At 51.0% G+C, this 17,604-nt stretch carries 17 protein-coding genes and 1 riboswitch; of the genes, 8 read left to right on the top strand and 9 right to left on the bottom strand.

Annotated elements, in window-relative coordinates; translation table 11 throughout:
* Positions 1-82: 82 nt before the first annotated feature.
* From M977_RS09845 to M977_RS09820, 6 genes are all read right to left on the bottom strand, one after another.
* Positions 83-3,613 carry a 5-oxoprolinase/urea amidolyase family protein gene (locus tag M977_RS09845; protein ID WP_064514480.1) on the bottom strand — a complete coding sequence of 1,177 codons (3,531 nt, stop codon included), beginning with the start codon at positions 3,611-3,613 and terminating at the stop codon, positions 83-85.
* Positions 3,614-3,692: 79 nt separating this feature from the next.
* A complete protein-coding gene (locus M977_RS09840) occupies positions 3,693-4,328 on the bottom strand; it encodes an urea amidolyase associated protein UAAP2 (protein WP_064514478.1) in 636 nt (211 codons plus the stop codon).
* The gene (locus tag M977_RS09835) at positions 4,322-5,035 is read right to left on the bottom strand and encodes an urea amidolyase associated protein UAAP1 (protein WP_064514475.1); all 714 of its coding nucleotides are present in this window, start codon (positions 5,033-5,035) and stop codon (positions 4,322-4,324) included. Before M977_RS09835 ends, M977_RS09840 begins: the two co-directional genes overlap by 7 nt.
* Before the next feature lie 14 nt (positions 5,036-5,049).
* Positions 5,050-5,814: an ATP-binding cassette domain-containing protein gene (locus M977_RS09830; RefSeq protein WP_064514473.1), complete on the bottom strand. Its 765-nt coding sequence runs from the start codon at positions 5,812-5,814 to the stop codon at positions 5,050-5,052.
* Positions 5,815-5,823: 9 nt separating this feature from the next.
* On the bottom strand, positions 5,824-6,636 hold the full coding sequence (locus tag M977_RS09825) for an ABC transporter permease (protein WP_064514471.1): 813 nt from the start codon (positions 6,634-6,636) through the stop codon (positions 5,824-5,826).
* A gap of 14 nt (positions 6,637-6,650) precedes the next feature.
* Positions 6,651-7,706, bottom strand: coding sequence for a putative urea ABC transporter substrate-binding protein (locus tag M977_RS09820; RefSeq protein ID WP_064514469.1), 1,056 nt, complete (start codon positions 7,704-7,706; stop codon positions 6,651-6,653).
* Between the two features lie 60 nt (positions 7,707-7,766).
* Positions 7,767-7,861: riboswitch (guanidine-I (ykkC/yxkD leader) on the bottom strand.
* A 315-nt stretch (positions 7,862-8,176) separates the two neighbouring features.
* Between M977_RS09820 and M977_RS09815 the strand changes: the two genes are divergently transcribed.
* The 4 genes from M977_RS09815 to cspE all read left to right on the top strand — a co-directional run bounded on the left by M977_RS09815 (position 8,177) and on the right by cspE (position 10,149).
* Positions 8,177-8,887 carry a DUF3053 domain-containing protein gene (locus M977_RS09815; protein WP_064514467.1) on the top strand — a complete coding sequence of 237 codons (711 nt, stop codon included), beginning with the start codon at positions 8,177-8,179 and terminating at the stop codon, positions 8,885-8,887.
* Between the two features lie 157 nt (positions 8,888-9,044).
* Positions 9,045-9,314: a hypothetical protein gene (locus tag M977_RS09810; RefSeq protein WP_064514465.1), complete on the top strand. Its 270-nt coding sequence runs from the start codon at positions 9,045-9,047 to the stop codon at positions 9,312-9,314.
* A 14-nt stretch (positions 9,315-9,328) separates the two neighbouring features.
* A complete protein-coding gene (locus tag M977_RS09805; protein ID WP_083962923.1) occupies positions 9,329-9,667 on the top strand; it encodes a hypothetical protein in 339 nt (112 codons plus the stop codon).
* A 269-nt stretch (positions 9,668-9,936) separates the two neighbouring features.
* Positions 9,937-10,149 carry a transcription antiterminator/RNA stability regulator CspE gene (gene cspE / locus M977_RS09800; RefSeq protein WP_034460397.1) on the top strand — a complete coding sequence of 71 codons (213 nt, stop codon included), beginning with the start codon at positions 9,937-9,939 and terminating at the stop codon, positions 10,147-10,149.
* Positions 10,150-10,213: 64 nt separating this feature from the next.
* Here cspE and yiiM read toward each other — a convergent pair whose 3' ends face one another.
* Positions 10,214-10,888 carry a 6-hydroxyaminopurine reductase gene (gene yiiM / locus M977_RS09795; RefSeq protein ID WP_064514462.1) on the bottom strand — a complete coding sequence of 225 codons (675 nt, stop codon included), beginning with the start codon at positions 10,886-10,888 and terminating at the stop codon, positions 10,214-10,216.
* Between the two features lie 281 nt (positions 10,889-11,169).
* Here yiiM and M977_RS09790 point away from each other — a divergent pair, with 281 nt between their 5' ends.
* From M977_RS09790 to M977_RS09780, 3 genes are read left to right on the top strand one after another with little or no spacing between them, the layout of a single operon-like run.
* Positions 11,170-12,147 carry a TRAP transporter substrate-binding protein gene (locus tag M977_RS09790; RefSeq protein WP_064514459.1) on the top strand — a complete coding sequence of 326 codons (978 nt, stop codon included), beginning with the start codon at positions 11,170-11,172 and terminating at the stop codon, positions 12,145-12,147.
* Between the two features lie 19 nt (positions 12,148-12,166).
* Positions 12,167-12,682 (top strand): TRAP transporter small permease, encoded by a 516-nt coding sequence (locus M977_RS09785; RefSeq protein WP_064514456.1) that lies wholly within the window; start codon positions 12,167-12,169, stop codon positions 12,680-12,682.
* A complete protein-coding gene (locus M977_RS09780) occupies positions 12,675-13,982 on the top strand; it encodes a TRAP transporter large permease (protein WP_064514454.1) in 1,308 nt (435 codons plus the stop codon). Before M977_RS09785 ends, M977_RS09780 begins: the two co-directional genes overlap by 8 nt.
* 126 nt (positions 13,983-14,108) lie before the next feature.
* Here M977_RS09780 and M977_RS09775 read toward each other — a convergent pair whose 3' ends face one another.
* Both M977_RS09775 and sodA read right to left on the bottom strand, forming a co-directional pair.
* On the bottom strand, positions 14,109-14,786 hold the full coding sequence (locus M977_RS09775; RefSeq protein WP_064514451.1) for an oligogalacturonate-specific porin KdgM family protein: 678 nt from the start codon (positions 14,784-14,786) through the stop codon (positions 14,109-14,111).
* A gap of 471 nt (positions 14,787-15,257) precedes the next feature.
* Positions 15,258-15,878: a superoxide dismutase [Mn] gene (gene sodA, locus M977_RS09770; protein WP_034460735.1), complete on the bottom strand. Its 621-nt coding sequence runs from the start codon at positions 15,876-15,878 to the stop codon at positions 15,258-15,260.
* Between the two features lie 280 nt (positions 15,879-16,158).
* Between sodA and M977_RS09765 the strand changes: the two genes are divergently transcribed.
* Entirely contained in the window at positions 16,159-17,580 is a 1,422-nt protein-coding gene (locus M977_RS09765) for an L-fucose/L-arabinose isomerase family protein (protein WP_064514448.1), read from the top strand.
* The last annotated feature ends 24 nt before the right edge of the window (positions 17,581-17,604 follow it).

Genomic DNA, 17,604 nt, shown 5'->3' with positions numbered 1-17,604 from the left:
CGGATTTGTGAGTGAGTTAACAAATTAGCAACATGTGAAATGGGCGGGCCGCCAGTGCAACCCGCCATATAAAAAGTGAAAATCAGGCCGCGGTTTCAATCACCATCAGTAACTGCCCAGCGTGGACCTGATTCCCCTGTTGGCGCTGGAAGGTGCGGATAACGCCATCCACCGGTGAAGTAATTGGGATTTCCATTTTCATAGATTCCAGAATGCCAATGGTTTGGCCCGCTTTTACCTGCTCACCGGGCTCAACCAGCCATTGCCACACACTCCCGGCGACCTGGCTTTCTACTCCGCAGCAGGAATCAGGGATGTACTCTTCATTAGACGGGGCTTCATCCAGCGCACTATCAAAGGTGAATTGCCCTTCAGCACGCCAGCGAGACAGTTCCTCATCAAAAGCATGTTGGCGCTGCTGCTGGAAGGTATCGATGGTTTCTGCTTCTTGATCAAGCATTTGCTGATAATCATCGAGGCTAAATTCCTCTTCTTCAATGCGCAGCGGGTAGTCGCCCCACGGGAAACGTTCACGTATTTCCAGTAGTTCTTGAGCACTGACTTCGTAGAAACGAATCTGGTCGAAGAAGCGTAGTAGCCACGGTTTGGTGAATACATCTGTCTGGCGATCTCGGTTCCACATTTGCAATGTGCGCCCGATAAACTGGTATCCACCAGGCCCTTCCATGCCGTAAACACACATGTAAGCTCCGCCGATTCCCACGGAGTTTTCCGCAGTCCAGGTGCGTGCCGGGTTGTATTTGGTGGTGACCAGGCGATGGCGCGGGTCGAGCGGTGTCGCCACGGGTGCGCCAAGGTAAACATCTCCCAGCCCCATTACTAAGTAACGGGCATCAAAGACAATCTTTTTGACTTCATCAACTGAATCAAGGCCATTGATACGGCGGATAAATTCGATATTGCTTGGGCACCACGGCGCACCGGGGCGCACCGACTGGGTGTAGCGGGTAATTGCTTCACGGCAGGCGGAATCGTCCCAGCTCAGTGGAAGCCAGACGGTACGCGACGGGACTTTAGCGTTTTGCAGATCGCCAAGATCTTTATCGGCTGCCACGATCCTTTCCAGCAGTTGCTGGCGAGGGCAAAGATGGTTATCGAAATGAATTTGTAGTGAGCGAATACCGGGGGTCAGTTCAAGACGTCCTTCTTGCGGATAGGCTTCCAGGCGCTGCATTAGTGCGTGGACGCGAAAGCGCAGGGCGATATCCAGCATCTGCTCGCCGTATTCCACCAGTAAAAAACGGTCGCCAGCCGCGCGGATGGTGAAGGATGGCATGCCGTTGTTGGCGGGATCGTGGTAGAGGATTGGGGAGGAGATTCGGTTTTCCAAACCATCCAGACTCACCGCGACAAACTCAATTGTGTCTCCGGCTTTAAGCTGCCCGAGCTTCCACAAATCATCGCTAATTACTGTTGCCGGGCAAACAAAGCCGCCGAGCGACGGGCCGTCCGGCCCTAAGATCACCGGCATATCACCAGTAAAATCCACGGTGCCAAAGGCATAAGCATTGTCGTGAATATTTGACGGGTGCATTCCTGCCTCACCGCCATCGCTGCGTGCCCAGGTCGGTTTTGGGCCAATCAAACGAATACCGGTACGACTCGAGTTGTAATGCACCTGCCAACGCGCTGCAAAAAACTCCTCAATATCCTGCTCGGTGAAAAACTCCGGTGCGCCGTGTGGGCCGTAAATCACACGGATCTGCCAGCTATTGCTCAGCTGCGGGTAATCTTGTTCCGTTAAAGAAGCAGCAGGGCGATGCTCCGCTGCGGCCAGGTGCAACACATCGCCAGCACGCAGCGCACGCCCGGCATGACCACCAAATTTACCCAGCGTAAAGGTGCTGCGGCTGCCAAGATACTCTGGGCAGTTCAGCCCGCCCGCCAGCAACAAATAACTGCGGCAGCCCGCGCCGGTAATGTCGCCCAGCGTCAGGGTTTGCCCGGCGTTAGCGTTAATCACTACACCAGTCGATAACGGTTCATCATCCAGTTTTGCGGCAATTTCAGCCCCTGTCAGCACGAAGGCGCATGGCTGATTAAAACGCAGTGTCGGGCCGCGTAGTGTAATTTCCAGCCCAGCGGCCTGCGCGCCGTTGCCCAACAGCTGATTGCCAACGGTAAAGGCGCGGCTGTCGAATGGGCCGGAAGGGGGCACGCCGACATGCCAGTAACCGCTGCGGCCTGGTACATCCTGGATAGTGGTCATGGTGCCGCCGGTAATCACATCCAGCGTTGCGGGTTGCCAGTTCACCTTGCCAAGCGTGGCGGTTATGACTCTCCCTTCCTGTACTTCTGGCAAAGTCAGTAAATATTGCAGCCAGTTCAGGTTGGTTTCGATGCCATAGAGCGATGTTTGCTGCAATGCGTTTGATAGCGATAACAGCGCCTGTTCGCGGGAATCAGCATGAACAATCACTTTTGCCAGCATCGGGTCGTAAAAAGGCGAGACTTCACAGCCGGTCGCCAGCCAGTGATCGACACGAAGCACAGCGCCTTCTATCGCCTGTGGGAATATCACTTCGCTTAACAGCCCGGCCACGGGCTGGAAGTTTTTCGCCGGGTCTTCGGCATAAACCCGCACCTGAATCGCATGGCCGTGCGGCGTAGTGCGCAAGGTTTCTAACGCAGGGAGTTCATTTGCACCCAGTGCCACCATCCAGCTCACAATATCCACGCCGTAAACCATTTCGGTTACGCCATGTTCAACCTGCAAACGGGTGTTCACTTCAAGAAACCAGAACTGCTCGCTGACATCGTCGTAGACGTATTCAACCGTCCCGGCGCTGCGATAATTAACCGCTTCGCAAAGTTCGACTGCCGTGCAGTGCAGGGCGCTGCGGGTCGCATCAGACAGGCGTGGGGCAGGGGTTTCTTCAATCACTTTTTGATTGCGGCGCTGTGCTGAACAATCGCGTTCGCCCAGCGCGATAACGTTACCGGCTCCGTCACCAAAAACCTGCACTTCGATATGGCGTGCGTGGGCGATAAATTTCTCTAAAAAGACGCCATCGTCGGAGAAGTTGTTACCTGCGAGGCGTTTTACGCGGGTAAATGCTTCTTTCAATGCTGATGCATTATCGCAGCATTGCATGCCAATCCCACCGCCGCCCGCCGTGCTTTTCAACATCACCGGGTAGCCGATACGATCCGCTTGGGTTAAGGCAACCTCAAGTGAGGTCAGCAACCCACTGCCAGAAAGCAGTGGCACGTTATTTAACTCTGCCAATTCTCGGGCGCGATGTTTCAGGCCAAAGGCCGCCATCTGTTCAACCGTCGGGCCGAGGAATACCACATTTTCTGCATCGCAGCGCTCAACAAAACTGGCGTTTTCACTCAGGAAACCGTAGCCCGGATGCACGGCTTCAGCGCCGCTTTCTCTGAGGATCGCAAACAGTTTGTCCTGGTTGAGATAAGTTTCGCGCACGTTGCCGTCACCTAACGAGAAGGCAATATCGGCCTGGCGCACGTGCTGGGAGTGTTTATCGGCTTCGGCATAGACCGCAATTGCAGTGATGCCCATTTGCTTCAGGGTGCGGATAATACGCACCGCAATCGCGCCACGGTTGGCAATCAAGACTCGTTTAAACATAACCGTTTCTCAGGCTCGCAGGTCGTCCTGCTTTCAATTCGGGCGCTGGAGTGCGGGCCGTCCCGCGGCGCTAAAAGTGTTACCAGACGGCGACTTCAATCGGCGTTGGGTTGTAACCGTTGCAAGGGTTGTTGAGCTGCGGGCAGTTGGAGATCATCACCAGAACGTTCATTTTCGCCACCAGTTCGACGTATTTCCCCGGAGCTGAAATCCCATCGGCAAACTGCAATCCGCCCTCTTTGGTGACCGGCACGTTCATAAAGAAATTGATGTTGTGCGTGATGTCGCGGCGCGTCAGGCCATATTCCGGGTGCTGCGCCACGGCAAGCAACCAACTATCACGGCAGGCGTGCATATGGCGTTTTTCAAGTGAATAGCGAACGGTGTTGCTCTCTGTAGCACAGGCACCGCCAAGGGTGTCGTGACGGCCACAGGTATCAGCCACAATTTCCAGCATCGGTCGGTCTTCACTGGAGCGCAATACGCTGCCCGTAGTGAGAAAAACGTTGCGCTGGCCGCGCAGCGTATCCGTCACGCTGTAGCGCTCGGCGGTGTCGTCAGCGTTATAAAACAGCGTATCTGCCGCCTGGTTGCCTTCCAGATCTGTGATGCGCAGCGTCTGGCCCTCTTGCAGACGATAAACCCAATAATCACCGGCGTTTACCGTGGCGTTGAGCTGGGCAGTTTCTGTATGGCGTGGGCTTTCAGTCAGCATCCGCAGGCTCCTTCAGTCAGGATATAAAGTTCGTTGTTATGCAGGCCGCGGCAGTTTTCTTCACGTTGCAGGCAGATTTCTGGCAGCGGTTGGCGGGTTGCGTCCAGCTGAATACCCAGCACCTGGCGCGGGTACGCATTGGCGGTGTTCAACGAGTGCGGGCAGGTGTGAAGAATCACTAGCGTGTCCATCGCAAAACGCAGGGTGACAGATGCACCCGCAAGGCCCTGCTGCTCGAGTGTTAAATCACCTTCATCGCTTGCGGTGACTTTGGCGAAAAAGTTGATATTCGCTGCCATATCGCGTTTCCCAAGGCCGTATTTCGCCAGTTCAATCAGAAAGCTGTCGTAGCCGTTTTGGTGGCGTTCGTTGTGGGCCTGTTGGTAATCCAGTGCGCCGAATTGCTCTGCGATTTGCGCGGCATTGCTGCTGCCACAGACGGTTTCATGCCAGCCGAAAGTGTCTTGTTCAATGCCGCAGAAGATGCGCCCCATATCGGAATAGAGGCAGTGTCCGGCGGTTAAGCGGAAGGTGTGCTGGCATTTCAGGGTGTCAGGCGCGTTGTAGCGTTCCAGCAGGTTTTCCGGGTTGTAAAACAGCGCGGCAGCGTTCACGCCGCCGTTAATGTCGGTGAGTGTTAAAGCGGTGCCACTGCGCATGATGAGTGACCAGTGGCTGCCTGCGGGAAGATTAGTTTGATAGGTCATGTAGGCTCCTTATTTCAGGCGACTTTACGTTCAGATTCGGCGTCCACCGGGCTGGCGGGTTTTTTATCAAGCGGGATATCGTAGGTAATGCTTGCGCCCCAACGGTCTGGTGCTTGCGGGTCGTGACGCACTTTGTCAAACACCCACAGCCTTGAACCGAGCGAAAATCCCTCTTTCAGGTCATGCGTAATCATAAAAATGGTCAGGCGGTGGCGCTCCCACAAATCGCTAATCAGCAAGTGCATTTCGTTACGAATGCCAGGGTCGAGTGCGCCAAAAGGCTCATCAAGCAGCAGAATGCGTGGCTGTTTCATCAGTGCCTGAGCTAGCGCCAGGCGCTGTTGCATTCCGCCAGAAAGTTGGTGCGGATATTTGTTTTGCGCAGGCAGTAAACCGACCTGATCGAGCATCGCACGGGCGCGTTCACGAATTTCCCGGCGCTTTTTGCCCCACACGCGCCCCAGCCAGCGGGCGGTGCTGAACTCTTCTGCCAGCATCACATTGCCAATCACCGTCAGGTGCGGAAACACCGAGTAGCGCTGGAAAACCACACCGCGCTGCGCGTCCGGTTCTTGCGAGATAGGTTTGCCATCCAGCAAAAATTCCCCTTTGGTGGCCGATTCGGTGCCGAGTAGCATCTTCAGAAAGGTGGTTTTCCCGCAGCCTGAAGCGCCGACAATCGAGACAAACTCGCCTTCTTCGACGGTGACATTCAGCCGTTCCAGCACCACTTGGTCACCATAGTGCTTTTCGATATTTTTCAGTTCGAGCAACGCCATAGCGCCTCCTTATTTTGCGTAGTACCACGGGAAGCAGCGGCGGTTGATGACGCGCAGCAGCAGATCGAGCGTGAAAGCAAGCAGCGTAATCCACGCCACGTACGGCAAAATTACGTCCATCGCCATATAACGGCGCATCAGGAAGATGCGGTAACCGAGCCCTTCGGTGGCGGCAATCGCTTCGGCGGCAATCAGGAACAACCAGGCGGAGCACAGCGACAAACGCACGGCGTCAATCAGGCGTGGCAGCAGTTGCGGCAGAACCACGCGCCAGAGGATTTGTGCGCTGTGGCCGCCTAGCGTCTGCGCTTTCACCATTTGTTCGTGGGGAATCGCCTGCACCTGAAGCTGCAAATCGCGCACGATAAAAGGCGTTATGCCGATGACAATCAGCACCACTTTTGACACCTCTCCCAAACCAAAGGTGATGAAAAGTATCGGCAAAATTGCCAGCGGTGGGACCAGTGCTATCAAGGTAATCAGCGGTGAAAGCACCGAACGCACAACCGGCAGCGCCCCGCAAAACAGGCCAAAAATCAGCGCCAGAAATGCGCTAAGCCCCACGCCGACCAGCAGGCGAAGCAGGCTTGCCGCGCTGTCGGTCCAGAACAGATATTCCCCGGTACGCGGGCTTGGCGTGAATGCCATGCGGTCGATGGCTGCCCACATCGCATCAAATCCTGGCAATAGCTTGTCGTAGCTGTTTGCCGCAAGACGTGCATCAGATGCCACCAGATAGAAGAAGATCATCGCAACTAGCGGTAGGGCGCCCATCAGCACACGAGTCATTGGCTGGGGTTGGTAGTTAATAATTTTGCGCATAGGGCACCTCAGGTTTAGAGCGCGTTGCTTACGATGAGGCGAAGGAACTCATCAGTGAAGCGCAGTTTGGTGTTGTTGGTATCACCCCAGTTCCCGGCAGGTGTCGCAACGCCTACTACGTCGGCGGACGGCGCGGCATCACCTAACAAACCGTGTTTAAAGGAAAATTCGGCAACCATCTGCATGGTGGCTTTCAACTGCGGGCTGTCGGTGAAATCGAGCGCCAGTTTCGGGTCGCTGAAAAGATGGGTCGCCGCAAGTTGGGCATCAAATCCAGCTAAATCTGTACCTGCGGCCTGGCCCATTTGCGTGCGGGCGGTTTTGGCGGTTTCCGACTCCCCCTGCATTACTTTCAGGGTTTCAAACCAGGCACCGGTCAGGGCTTTGCCTAATTCCGGGTGGGCTTTCAGGGTTGCGGTGTTGACCACTAACAGGTCGAGAATTTCGCCGGGGATTTGCGCGGAAGAGAACAGTAATTTGGCGTCCGGCTGTTTTTGCGCTTCGGCCAACAGCGGGTTCCAGGTGACGATGGACTTCACTTCCGGTGTGGTAAACGCGGCGACAAGATCCGCATCAGCGGTGTTGACCACTTTCACATCACGCTCACTCAGGCCTGATTTTTCCAGAGCGCGAGCCAGTAAATAGTGGGAAACAGAAAGCTCGACCAGGTTAACGGGCTGGCCTTTTAATTCGGCAACAGATTTTGCGGATTTAGAGAGGATGCCGTCATTACCGTTGGAGTAGTCGCCAATAATCAGCGCGGTGCTATCTACGCCGCCTGCGGCCGGAATGGTCAGCGCGTCCATGTTGGTCATGGTGCAGCCGTCAAACCCTCCCGCGGTGTATTGGTTCACTGATTCGATATAGTCGTTAACCTGCACGAACTTGATATCGATGCCGTATTTATCGGCCCACTTTTTGACGATGCCGCTTTGTTGGGCGTAATCCCATGGCATCCAGCCTGCGTAGATAGACCAGCAGAGTTTAAACGAGGGTTTTGCGGCAAAGCTGCTGACACTAAACAGCGCGAGTGCGGCAAACAAGATTCCACGGTGGCAAGCTTTAAGCATGGTGGTTCCTCTGACGGTTGCGGAAAAAGGTGCAGGAGGGCGGCGCTCAATGGTCGCTTATCCTCCCGGGCTTTTGTCCCGCCGTGTAACCGCCAGAGGGCGGTCGATCACTCTCGGACCAGCATCTTTCGACCGGAACCCTAGTGATCCATTACCAAATTGTATGGCGACATCGGTTGCCCGTATCACCCCTGCATCCAGATATCAGCAAGATGAATGCCAGGTATGGAAAATAGTTAATTTATCTATTTATAACAGAGGATTAACGTACGTTTATGGGTATGCACAGTTGAAGGGAGATGTGCCAATAAGGTGCAGGGTGGCGTATGAAAATGCACCATTTCAGCGCAAATATGCCTGAAAGAGATTGTTGTGAAAGGGTATCTTGCAAAGTCAGGTTGGACTATCCTTAGCAGCATTATTGGGTGCGCATTTGCGTATTTGCATTGAATGGTGAAGGAGTAGAAAAGATGGCGACAGGTAAGTCCTGGTCACGCTGGTTTGCGCCGCTTGCGGCAATTTTAATGGTGGTGAGTCTGAGTGGCTGTTTTGATAAAGAAGGCGATCAACGTAAAGCGTTTATCGATTTCTTACAAAACACAGCGATGCGCAGCGGTGAACGCCTGCCAACGCTGACAACGGATCAGAAAAAACAATTCGGTCCACTGGTTTCTGATTACGCGATTTTGTATGGCTTTGCCCAACAGGTAAACCAGGCAATGGATGACGGCATGAAGCCAGTTGCCGATAGCGTAAACAGCATTCGTGTACCACAAGATTATATGACTCAGCGTGAACCTCTGAGCCAGGCTAACGGTTCACTGAACGTGTTGGGCCAACAGGTGCAGAATGCCAAAATGCAGGCAGACAGCGCTCGTTCCACCTTAAAGCAGCCTGACGATTTGAAAGTTGTTTACGACAAGGTTTATCAGAAAGTCGTTACTGCTCCGGCAGACGCTATGGCTCCACTGATCCCTGCGGCACAAACTTTCACAGCACAACTGGTGCAAGTGGGTAACTTCATCCAGCAGCAGGGCACTCAAGTTGGCTTTACTGCTGGTGGCATTCAGTTCCCAACCTCACAGCAGGCAAGCCAGTACAACTCGCTGATTGCTCCGCTGGCTTCACAGCATCAGGCATTTATGCAGGCATATTCTGCTGCTCAAACCTCAATGCAGTAATTGCTGTTTTCCCCGTCGCAAGGCGGGGAATATTCTCCCTCTTTAGCATTCCCCATCCGCACTTAATTCCTGCCCAAGGTACAAATTTGTCATAAATTTGACACCGCCTGATGCTGTTCATAAACTCGTCATTAACTGTCCGTTATGAGGAGTTCTCATGCCAAATACAATGTCCCAAAAGACTGCCCGAGAAGGGTTAAGCAACCCTGAGCTTTTTGAGGGCGGCGTTTACGTCACGAAAAACGGTGTCGCGGAACTCTTTGTTCAGACAGCCGCTGAGCGCCAGTTGGAAGAGGCTGAGCGTTTACGCGAACGCCAGAGCAACGCGCTATTAAAACTGGTGATGAAGGCCAAGCACGAAGTGACAGAAGGGAAAACGGTTTCGCCTGAAGCTGCCCTCCAACGACTCCGTACTGCAAGGAAATAAACAGGGAGTATAAAGTGAAGGAACACCACATTGTACTTACCGAAACTGCGGTGAAAAGCCTGCAGGATATTGAATTCTTTAAGTCACAATTTATCGGTGTTGAGGCTGCTGGAACATTCATTGAATCGCTGTTATTACGTTCGGTTGCGGCTATTTCAGAGGACCCAACCCGATATCGTATAAACGGTACTCTCGCGGACAAAGGTGTCAGGATTCGTGAGTGGCTGGATGTGGAAAATGAGTATCGTTGTTTTTATGACGACAGCAACCATTCTGAAATCGGCATTTTACTCTATGCAAGCATGAAGGAAGATTTCGAATCGGCGCTCTATCGCCACAATGTTATTTACTGAGTTTACCGCTACTCTGAGTTTCCAGACCGCAGATGGCCTGAGCTCCAGCCCTGCGGACGGCTAAAATAAACCTTGTTATTCACTACTGTTATATGAGTTAATGCATTCATCGGTTTGAAGCACAGACCCTTAAGCAGTTTAGTAGCGCAGTCCTCAAAGAGTTATCATAGATACCCTTCGACGTGATCTACCTTCCTTTATCGCTTTAAAAAATCTGTAAAACATTCCAATTGCGCCGGAAGGCAAATTTAATTTAAAAGGTAATATCTATGTCTAACAAAATGACTGGTCTCGTAAAATGGTTCAACTCTGACAAAGGCTTCGGCTTCATCACTCCTGACGATGGCTCAAAAGACGTGTTCGTACACTTCTCTGCTATCCAGATTGATGGCTACAAGTCTCTGGACGAAGGCCAGAAAGTGTCTTTCACCATCGAAAGTGGTGCTAAAGGCCCAGCTGCTGGTAACGTAACTAACCTGTAAGGTTAACGTTAGCAAAGCTAAGAATTTAAAAACCCGCCTCGGCGGGTTTTTTCGTATCTGGGGTTTATTTCCCAAACAATCTCCGGGAATTATCTTCGATCTTCCCTAGCAGACGCCGTTTCTGCATAGTTCGCGTCCAGCTCACGGATAGCCCTGCAGCCGAAAGTAACCGGTGATACTGCTCATCATCAAATGGCATATGCCATGCTGTCGCAATCGCTTCTGCGACCGTCACATCACTAACGCGAGAAACCAGCTCAAGTGGTGATTCCGTCGATACATTTCCCGCCATTACGATCCGATAAAGCCAGCCGCAATAACCCGTTTCCTGCATCAAAGAAGACATATCGCTAATGCCAAAATGGTAATTCAGCTTGAAGCAGGGTGAGCGCGGCTGCGTGACCTGAATCAGTGCTTCTCCCCAACGGAAAATATCGCCGATATAGACATCTTTTTCTGTCAGGCCTTCGGTCGATAGGTTTTCACCGTAGGCCGGAGCGGTAAAAAGCTCAGCTTGTTCGGGAAATTCACGCGTCCAGTGAAGATAATGTTCACGCGGGTAGTGGCATAACGCGCGATCCGGCCCGCCATGAATGACTTTTTCAGCCTGCTGATCGCCTTCAAGGCCCAGTTCGGTGAGTTTAAGTTCACCATCGACCTGATATTTGGCAATAGCACTCGGCCTACTTCCCTGATATTCACGAATTTTGCCGATATAAACGTTTAGCGGATAGTGCATCCGACCCTCCCTGTAACGATAATTTTTTGGCGGTGAATGTTACTTTCCACCCTGTCAGGTCATCACTCAAATATTAAATGACATTTTAATGGAGCTTAACTTTGAGGAACTCATTTTTGGAATATTTTTCTGAAATGGCATGATTACTTCAATTTTGTGAAACGCGTTTTCATTTTGTTGTTTCCATTGCCAGGGTTTAGGCGTCAGTGGCGAAAATGGAAAGGTTAACCTGCGCGCTTTAACGTATTTTTACTCTGAAACTTACTCATGATGAGACTCAGATGAAACTACTACGGACAGTCACCGCACTTTTTTTCTGCCTTACGTTAATCCCCTTTTCGACCTATGCCGCTACTGTTCTGCGCCTGGCCTACGCCGAGAACAGCCAGCCGGTGAAAGACGCTCTGCGTTTCCTCGGTCAACAAATTGAAGAAAAAACTCACGGAGAAGTTCAGGTGATGTACTTCCCGGATGGCCAACTCGGCAGCGAACGTGAGCTGGTTGAGCTGGCGCAGGCTGGCGTGGTCGATATTACCAAGGTTTCATCCGGGCTGATGGAGAGTTTTTCACCTCTCTACGGCGTGTTTTCTCTGCCTTACCTTTTTACCGATAAAGCCGAATTTTACCGCGTTATGGATAACGATAGGGTGATGGACCCGGTTTATCAATCCACTGCGGCACAGGGCTTTATCGGTGTCGGCTGGTACGACTCCGGTGCGCGTAATTTTTATATGAGTAAAGCACCTATCCGCAGCATTGAAGATCTTCAAGGTAAGAAAATCCGTGTGATGCAGAGTGACACGGCTATCCGCACGCTCAAAATGCTCGGAGCTTCCCCCATCGCCATGAGCCAGGCCGAGGTTTACACCTCTTTGCAGCAGGGCATTCTGGATGGTGCAGAAAATAATGAGTTTGCGCTGACGATTGCCCGCCACGGTGAAGTTGCCCGCTTTTATACCTACGACATGCACACTCGCATTCCCGATATCCTCCTGATGAGCAACCTGGCTTTTGAAAAGCTGACGACCGCACAGCAGAAAATCATTCGTGAAGCCATCAAAGCCTCCATTGAATACGAGAAAGCGGCATGGGATGCGGAAATAGAAAAAACCAAGAAAGAAGCGGTCAAAAACTTCAATGTGGAATTTTTTGAGATCGATAAAAAGCCGTTTCAGCAGGCAGTTCAGCCAATCTATGACGGCCTGAAAGATACCCCTCAGCTTTACGGCCTGTATCAGACCATTCAGTCAGCAAAATAACGAGGCTTAAAGGAACATAATGGAAACGATAAGAAAAGGATTCGACAGATTACTGGAAGGTATCTGCTGCTTGTTATTAGCAATGATGGTTTGTGTCTCCTGCTGGCAGGTGATCAGCCGTTACGTCGTGGGCGTACCCAGCACGGTGACTGAAGAGTTGCTGCGTTTTTCTCTGGTCTGGCTTTCAATGCTGGGCATGGCCTATGTTGCAGGGAAACAGCAACATATCAGCCTGACTTTGCTGGTCGATAAAGTCTCGCCGCAGGTGCGTGCGTGGTGGATGGTCTTCCTGCAACTGGTGTTTATTGCATTTTCAGTGTGGATTCTGGTCATTGGCGGTATGAAGATTTCTTCTATTTCGATGCTGCAAATCTCGCCTGCTCTGGGCATCCCAATGGGGCAAATTTACTACGCCCTGCCGGTTTCCGGCGTGCTGATTATTCTCTACAGCGTGATGAATATTATTGACACCTTATGCAAGCTTTTCTCGCCAGCACAAGACGCTGCTGTGACTCTGGAGAATCAACATGATTGATCCCGTCTACGCTTCCTTCATTCTGATTGCCGTTTTTGTCGTGTTACTGGCATTAAGCGCGCCTATCGGTCTGTGTATTGTTATCGCTTCATGCGCCACCATGATGCTGGTGTTGCCGTTTGATATCTCCATGTTCGCCACCGCGCAAAAAATGTTCTCAAGCCTGGATAGCTTCGCATTACTTGCGGTGCCATTCTTCGTGTTGTCCGGGGTCATAATGAACAGCGGTGGTATAGCCAGCCGACTGGTGAACTTCGCCAAATTATTTACCGGCAAACTGCCCGGTTCGCTTTCTTACACCAACATCATCGGCAACATGATGTTTGGGGCGATTTCCGGTTCAGCGATTGCCGCATCGACCTCGATTGGCGGCGTAATGGTGCCGATGAGTGCCAAAGAAGGCTACAACCGCGCTTTTGCTTCAGCGGTTAATATCGCTTCTGCGCCAACGGGCATGCTCATCCCACCCACGACCGCTTTTATTCTCTATGCCTTAGCCAGCGGCGGTACCTCAATCGCGGCACTGTTTGCCGGAGGCATGGTCGCCGGCACGCTCTGGGGAATTGGCTGCATGTTGGTGACTTGGGTGGTAGCGAAACGCCATAATTACCGTGTCTTTTTTGCGCTGCAAAAAGGGGTTGCCTTAAAAGTTACCGCTGAAGCCATCCCGAGTTTATTGCTGGTTGTGATTATCGTAGGCGGAATTGTGCAGGGCATCTTTACCGCCATTGAAGCCTCAGCAATTGCCGTGGTTTACACTCTATTTTTGACGCTTGTTTTTTATAAGACGCTGAAGTTAAAGGACCTACCTTCTATTCTTATTCAGACAACCGTGATGACCGGCATCATCATGTTTTTGCTGGCGACCTCTTCAGCGATGTCATTTTCGATGTCGATTACCAGTATTCCTGGCGCCTTGAGCAATATGATTCTGGGCATTTCAGAAAATAAAATGGTCATACTGCTGGTAATAACCGCGTTCTTATTGGTTATCGGCGCATTTATGGATATTGGCCCGGCGATTCTGATATTTACGCCAATCTTGCTGCCGATTATGGTTAAGCTTGGTGTTGACCCGGTTCACTTCGGGATTATCATGGTTTACAACCTGGCGATCGGTACAATTACGCCTCCCGTGGGGAGTGGGTTATATGTCGGAGCCAGCGTTGGGAAGGTAAAAGTTGAAGAGGTGATTAAACCGCTGCTCCCATTCTATGCGGCTATCATCGCTGTATTACTGCTGATTACTTTTGTCCCCGAGGTTACGCTATTCTTGCCACGTTTATTGGGCGTGTTGTAATAAAGCCTAATCCATCGACGTAAAAAAATATCCGGTTGCCCTACAGCAACCGGATAAATCGTACAAGGATGAATGTTGAGGAATCTAAAAGAGGATTAATAAAATACAGTGTGGCATAAAAATAATTTAAAACGTATAACCAATCCCGACGCGGAAACGAGTTTGTCGATCGTCACTGGTATTATTGACAGAAACATTTCCCACTTCTACAAACGGAGACCAGGCATCAATTAAATAAGCTGTTCTGAAGTTATACTCGTAATTATCTTTTCCACCGTCGTAAAGATCGTATTTTTCGGCTTTCTTGTAAATACCTTCCACAACCCAGTCAAAGTTACCCCATTTATAGCCTGCCCATACGTCCATACGGTTGGTTTTATCGTCTTCACGCGTGTCAGAGGCACCCGAACGACGCACATACTCAAAGCGATAACGAGCCCCTAACCACCAACTGTCATTAAGCGTCCAGGTCGCACGCAGATAGGGTTTGTAGGTGGAATAGCCGCTGCCGGTTTCGAGTACAAAGCCGGGTTGCCAGGCGACTGCACCCTGTTTGAACTGGTAGCTGGCGGTATATTCATTGCCTTGTACTTCAAGATCGTTAAATGCTTTATTGGTATCGTCCCCGCCTGATTTTGAAATCGCTTCGATAGCAAAGCCAAAACCATTATTGAAACGATGGGAGATATACGCACGATCATAATTTGCTTTGCTGTCATCGAGATATTCATGACGCACATCTACATATACAGCGTGGGCGTTTGTTACCATAATCGGTAATAATAGCAGGAGAGATTTCTTCATTTGAATGTCCATATAAAATATTTGAAGTTGAAGCTTTAGAAAGGCTCACAAACGAAAGTATATAAATTGAAAAGATGTTTCAATCTATTTGTGAATTTTCATTGTGAAATTGGATGGCGATCATGAATGTAATATAAATATAGAATAGTCATATTTATATTATCAATATATATTGTGGTTAAATATATTATATTAATGATTTTAAAGGTTATTTCAGATATAAGGCATTGAATGCAATGAATATTAATGATTAGGTGGCAAGGTCGCGTTTTTTATTGTTTTCATTTCGATTTTAATATCAGGGAAACTTGGTTTTACTGCCACGCATGAATAGAATATGTCACTATTTAGAAGGCATTTTGGCGGTTTTTATGAGTGTGATTTTAATATGCTGAGATTGACATTATAACCCGATGATAAAAAAGCCCTCGCGCGGAGGCGAGGGCCTGAATAATGCTGCGTCAGAGCAACTTATTTTTTAGCGGCAAAACGCGCTGCTGCTTCGTCCCAGTTCACCACATCCCAGAATGCTTTGATGTAGTCAGGGCGACGGTTCTGGAATTTCAGGTAGTAAGCGTGTTCCCAAACGTCCAGGCCCACGATTGGGAAGCCGGAAACGCCAGAAACTGCTTCGCCCATCAGCGGGCTATCCTGGTTTGCAGTAGAAACTACAGCCAGTTTGTCGCCTTTCAGAACCAGCCACGCCCAGCCGGAGCCGAAGCGAGTTGCTGCTGCTTTCTCAAATTCTGCTTTGAAGTTATCAACGCTACCGAAATCACGCTCGATGGCGGCTTTCAGGTCGCCTTGCAGAGTGGTGCCCGTTTTCAGGCCTTTCCAGAAGAAGCTGTGGTTAGCGTGGCCGCCCGCGTTGTTACGCAGAACGGTTTTTTTGTCAGCTGGCAGTTGATCCAGTTTAGCGATCAGCTCTTCAACTGGCAGGCTTGCGAACTCTGGCAGAGATTCCAGCGCTGCATTCGCGTTATTCACATACGCCTGGTGGTGTTTGCTGTGATGGATTTCCATCGTTTGCTTGTCGAAATGTGGTTCCAGGGCGTCGTAAGCGTAAGGCAGGGATGGCAGGGTGTAGCTCATATTCTTAACTCCTTGAAGGGGTAAAGTAGGAATTGGCGCACATCTGTTAACGCCGCGTAATCAGTTGGTTCATTATAGTTAATTAAATGATATTGAAAATGATTATCAATGCCGTAGTTTTTGTAAGGTTATAACTTTTCGTCATGATGGTGAAAATGTGAGCATTGTCAGGTGGATAAATCGTTTTTTGCCACGCTGTTCAGATACTGGCATTACAGCAAAGGTAGAGGAGCAAAATTGGGGGGATAGTCGGTGTTTCTTTGAATACTGGAGCACCATCATGTCGCTTAATGTCGCCCTTTTTGGTATCGGTCTGGAAACTTACTGGCCGCAGTTTTATGGCCTGGAACACCGTCTGACGGGTTACTTGCAGCAAATTGACCAACGCCTCACGAAGCTTAATGCCACGGTTATCAACGGCGGCCTGATTGATAGTGTCGCCAAAGCTGACCGCTTTGCTACGCAACTTCAAAGCCAACCGCTCGATGCCATCGTGTTGTATATCAGTACCTACGCGCTGAGTTCCACGGTGTTGCCACTGGTGCAAAAGATCAACAAGCCGGTGATTATCCTTGCCCTACAGCCAGAACCGGGTTTGCCATACGCGAAAATTCGCGACATGACTGATCGTGGCGAACGTACCGGCGAGTGGTTGGCACACTGCCAGGCGTGCAGCGCACCGGAACTGGCAAACGTGTTTAATCGGGCGGGGATTCGCTACCAGCTGCTTGTTGGCGCATTGCACGGCGATGATTACGTCTGGCAGCAAACGGAACAGTGGTTACAAGCGTTGGAAGCACAAAAGGGATTAGCGGCCTGTCAGGTGGGTGTTCTCGGCCACTATTACGACGGCATGGTAGATGTTTACAGCAATATGACCAACCTGAGCGCCAAACTTGGCGTGCGCTTCAAACCGCTGGAAATGTGCGAACTGGCGGAATACCGCGAACAGGTGACGGCAGAAACCAGCAGGCAAAAATGGCAGGAAGTGGAAGCCGCACTGCAAATCGACCCGGCTTGTGAAAAAGCCGAGCTGGAGCGAGCGGTACAAACCGCCTGCGCCATGGACAAACTCATCGAAAACAATCACCTCGGCGCGCTGGCTTATTACTACGAAGGGCGCAACGGCAACGCTTACGAAAATATTATTACCTCGATTATTCTCGGCAACACATTGCTGACCCAGCGCGGCGTGCCGGTTGCCGGGGAGTATGAAATCAAAAACGTGCTGGCGATGAAAATCCAGCAGTTGCTGGGGGCGGGTGGCTCATTTTCAGAACCTTACGGCATTGAATTTGCTGACGACGTGGTGCTGTGGGGTCATGATGGCCCGGCGCATCCATTGATGGCGGAAGGGGACGTGTGCCTCGTACCCTTGCCGGTGTATCACGGCAAACCGGGCAAAGGCGTATCGATTCAGATGACGGTGAAACCCGGCCCGGTCACTTTCCTTTCTATTGTTGAGGATGCGCAAAACGGCGTGCGTTTGCAGTATGCCGAAGGGCAAGCGGTTGCAGGGGAAGTGCTGGATATCGGTAACACCAACAGCCGCTATCGCTTCCCACTATCGGCGCGTGATTTCACTACCCAATGGTGCCTCGGCGGGCCTGCTCATCATTGCGCGATTGGGCTTGGGCATCAGGGCGAGGTTCTGGAAAAGCTCGCCTGGCTGCTGGGCGTGCAAAGCGTGAAAATCTGTTAGTACCTTAAAACATTAAAAATTCAA

Origin of the sequence: Buttiauxella gaviniae ATCC 51604 (assembly GCF_001654835.1) — a bacterium.
Taxonomy (GTDB): Bacteria; Pseudomonadota; Gammaproteobacteria; order Enterobacterales; family Enterobacteriaceae; genus Buttiauxella; species Buttiauxella gaviniae.
Note: the sequence above shows the minus strand (reverse complement) of the source record. Positions and strands in the feature narration are given on the sequence as shown.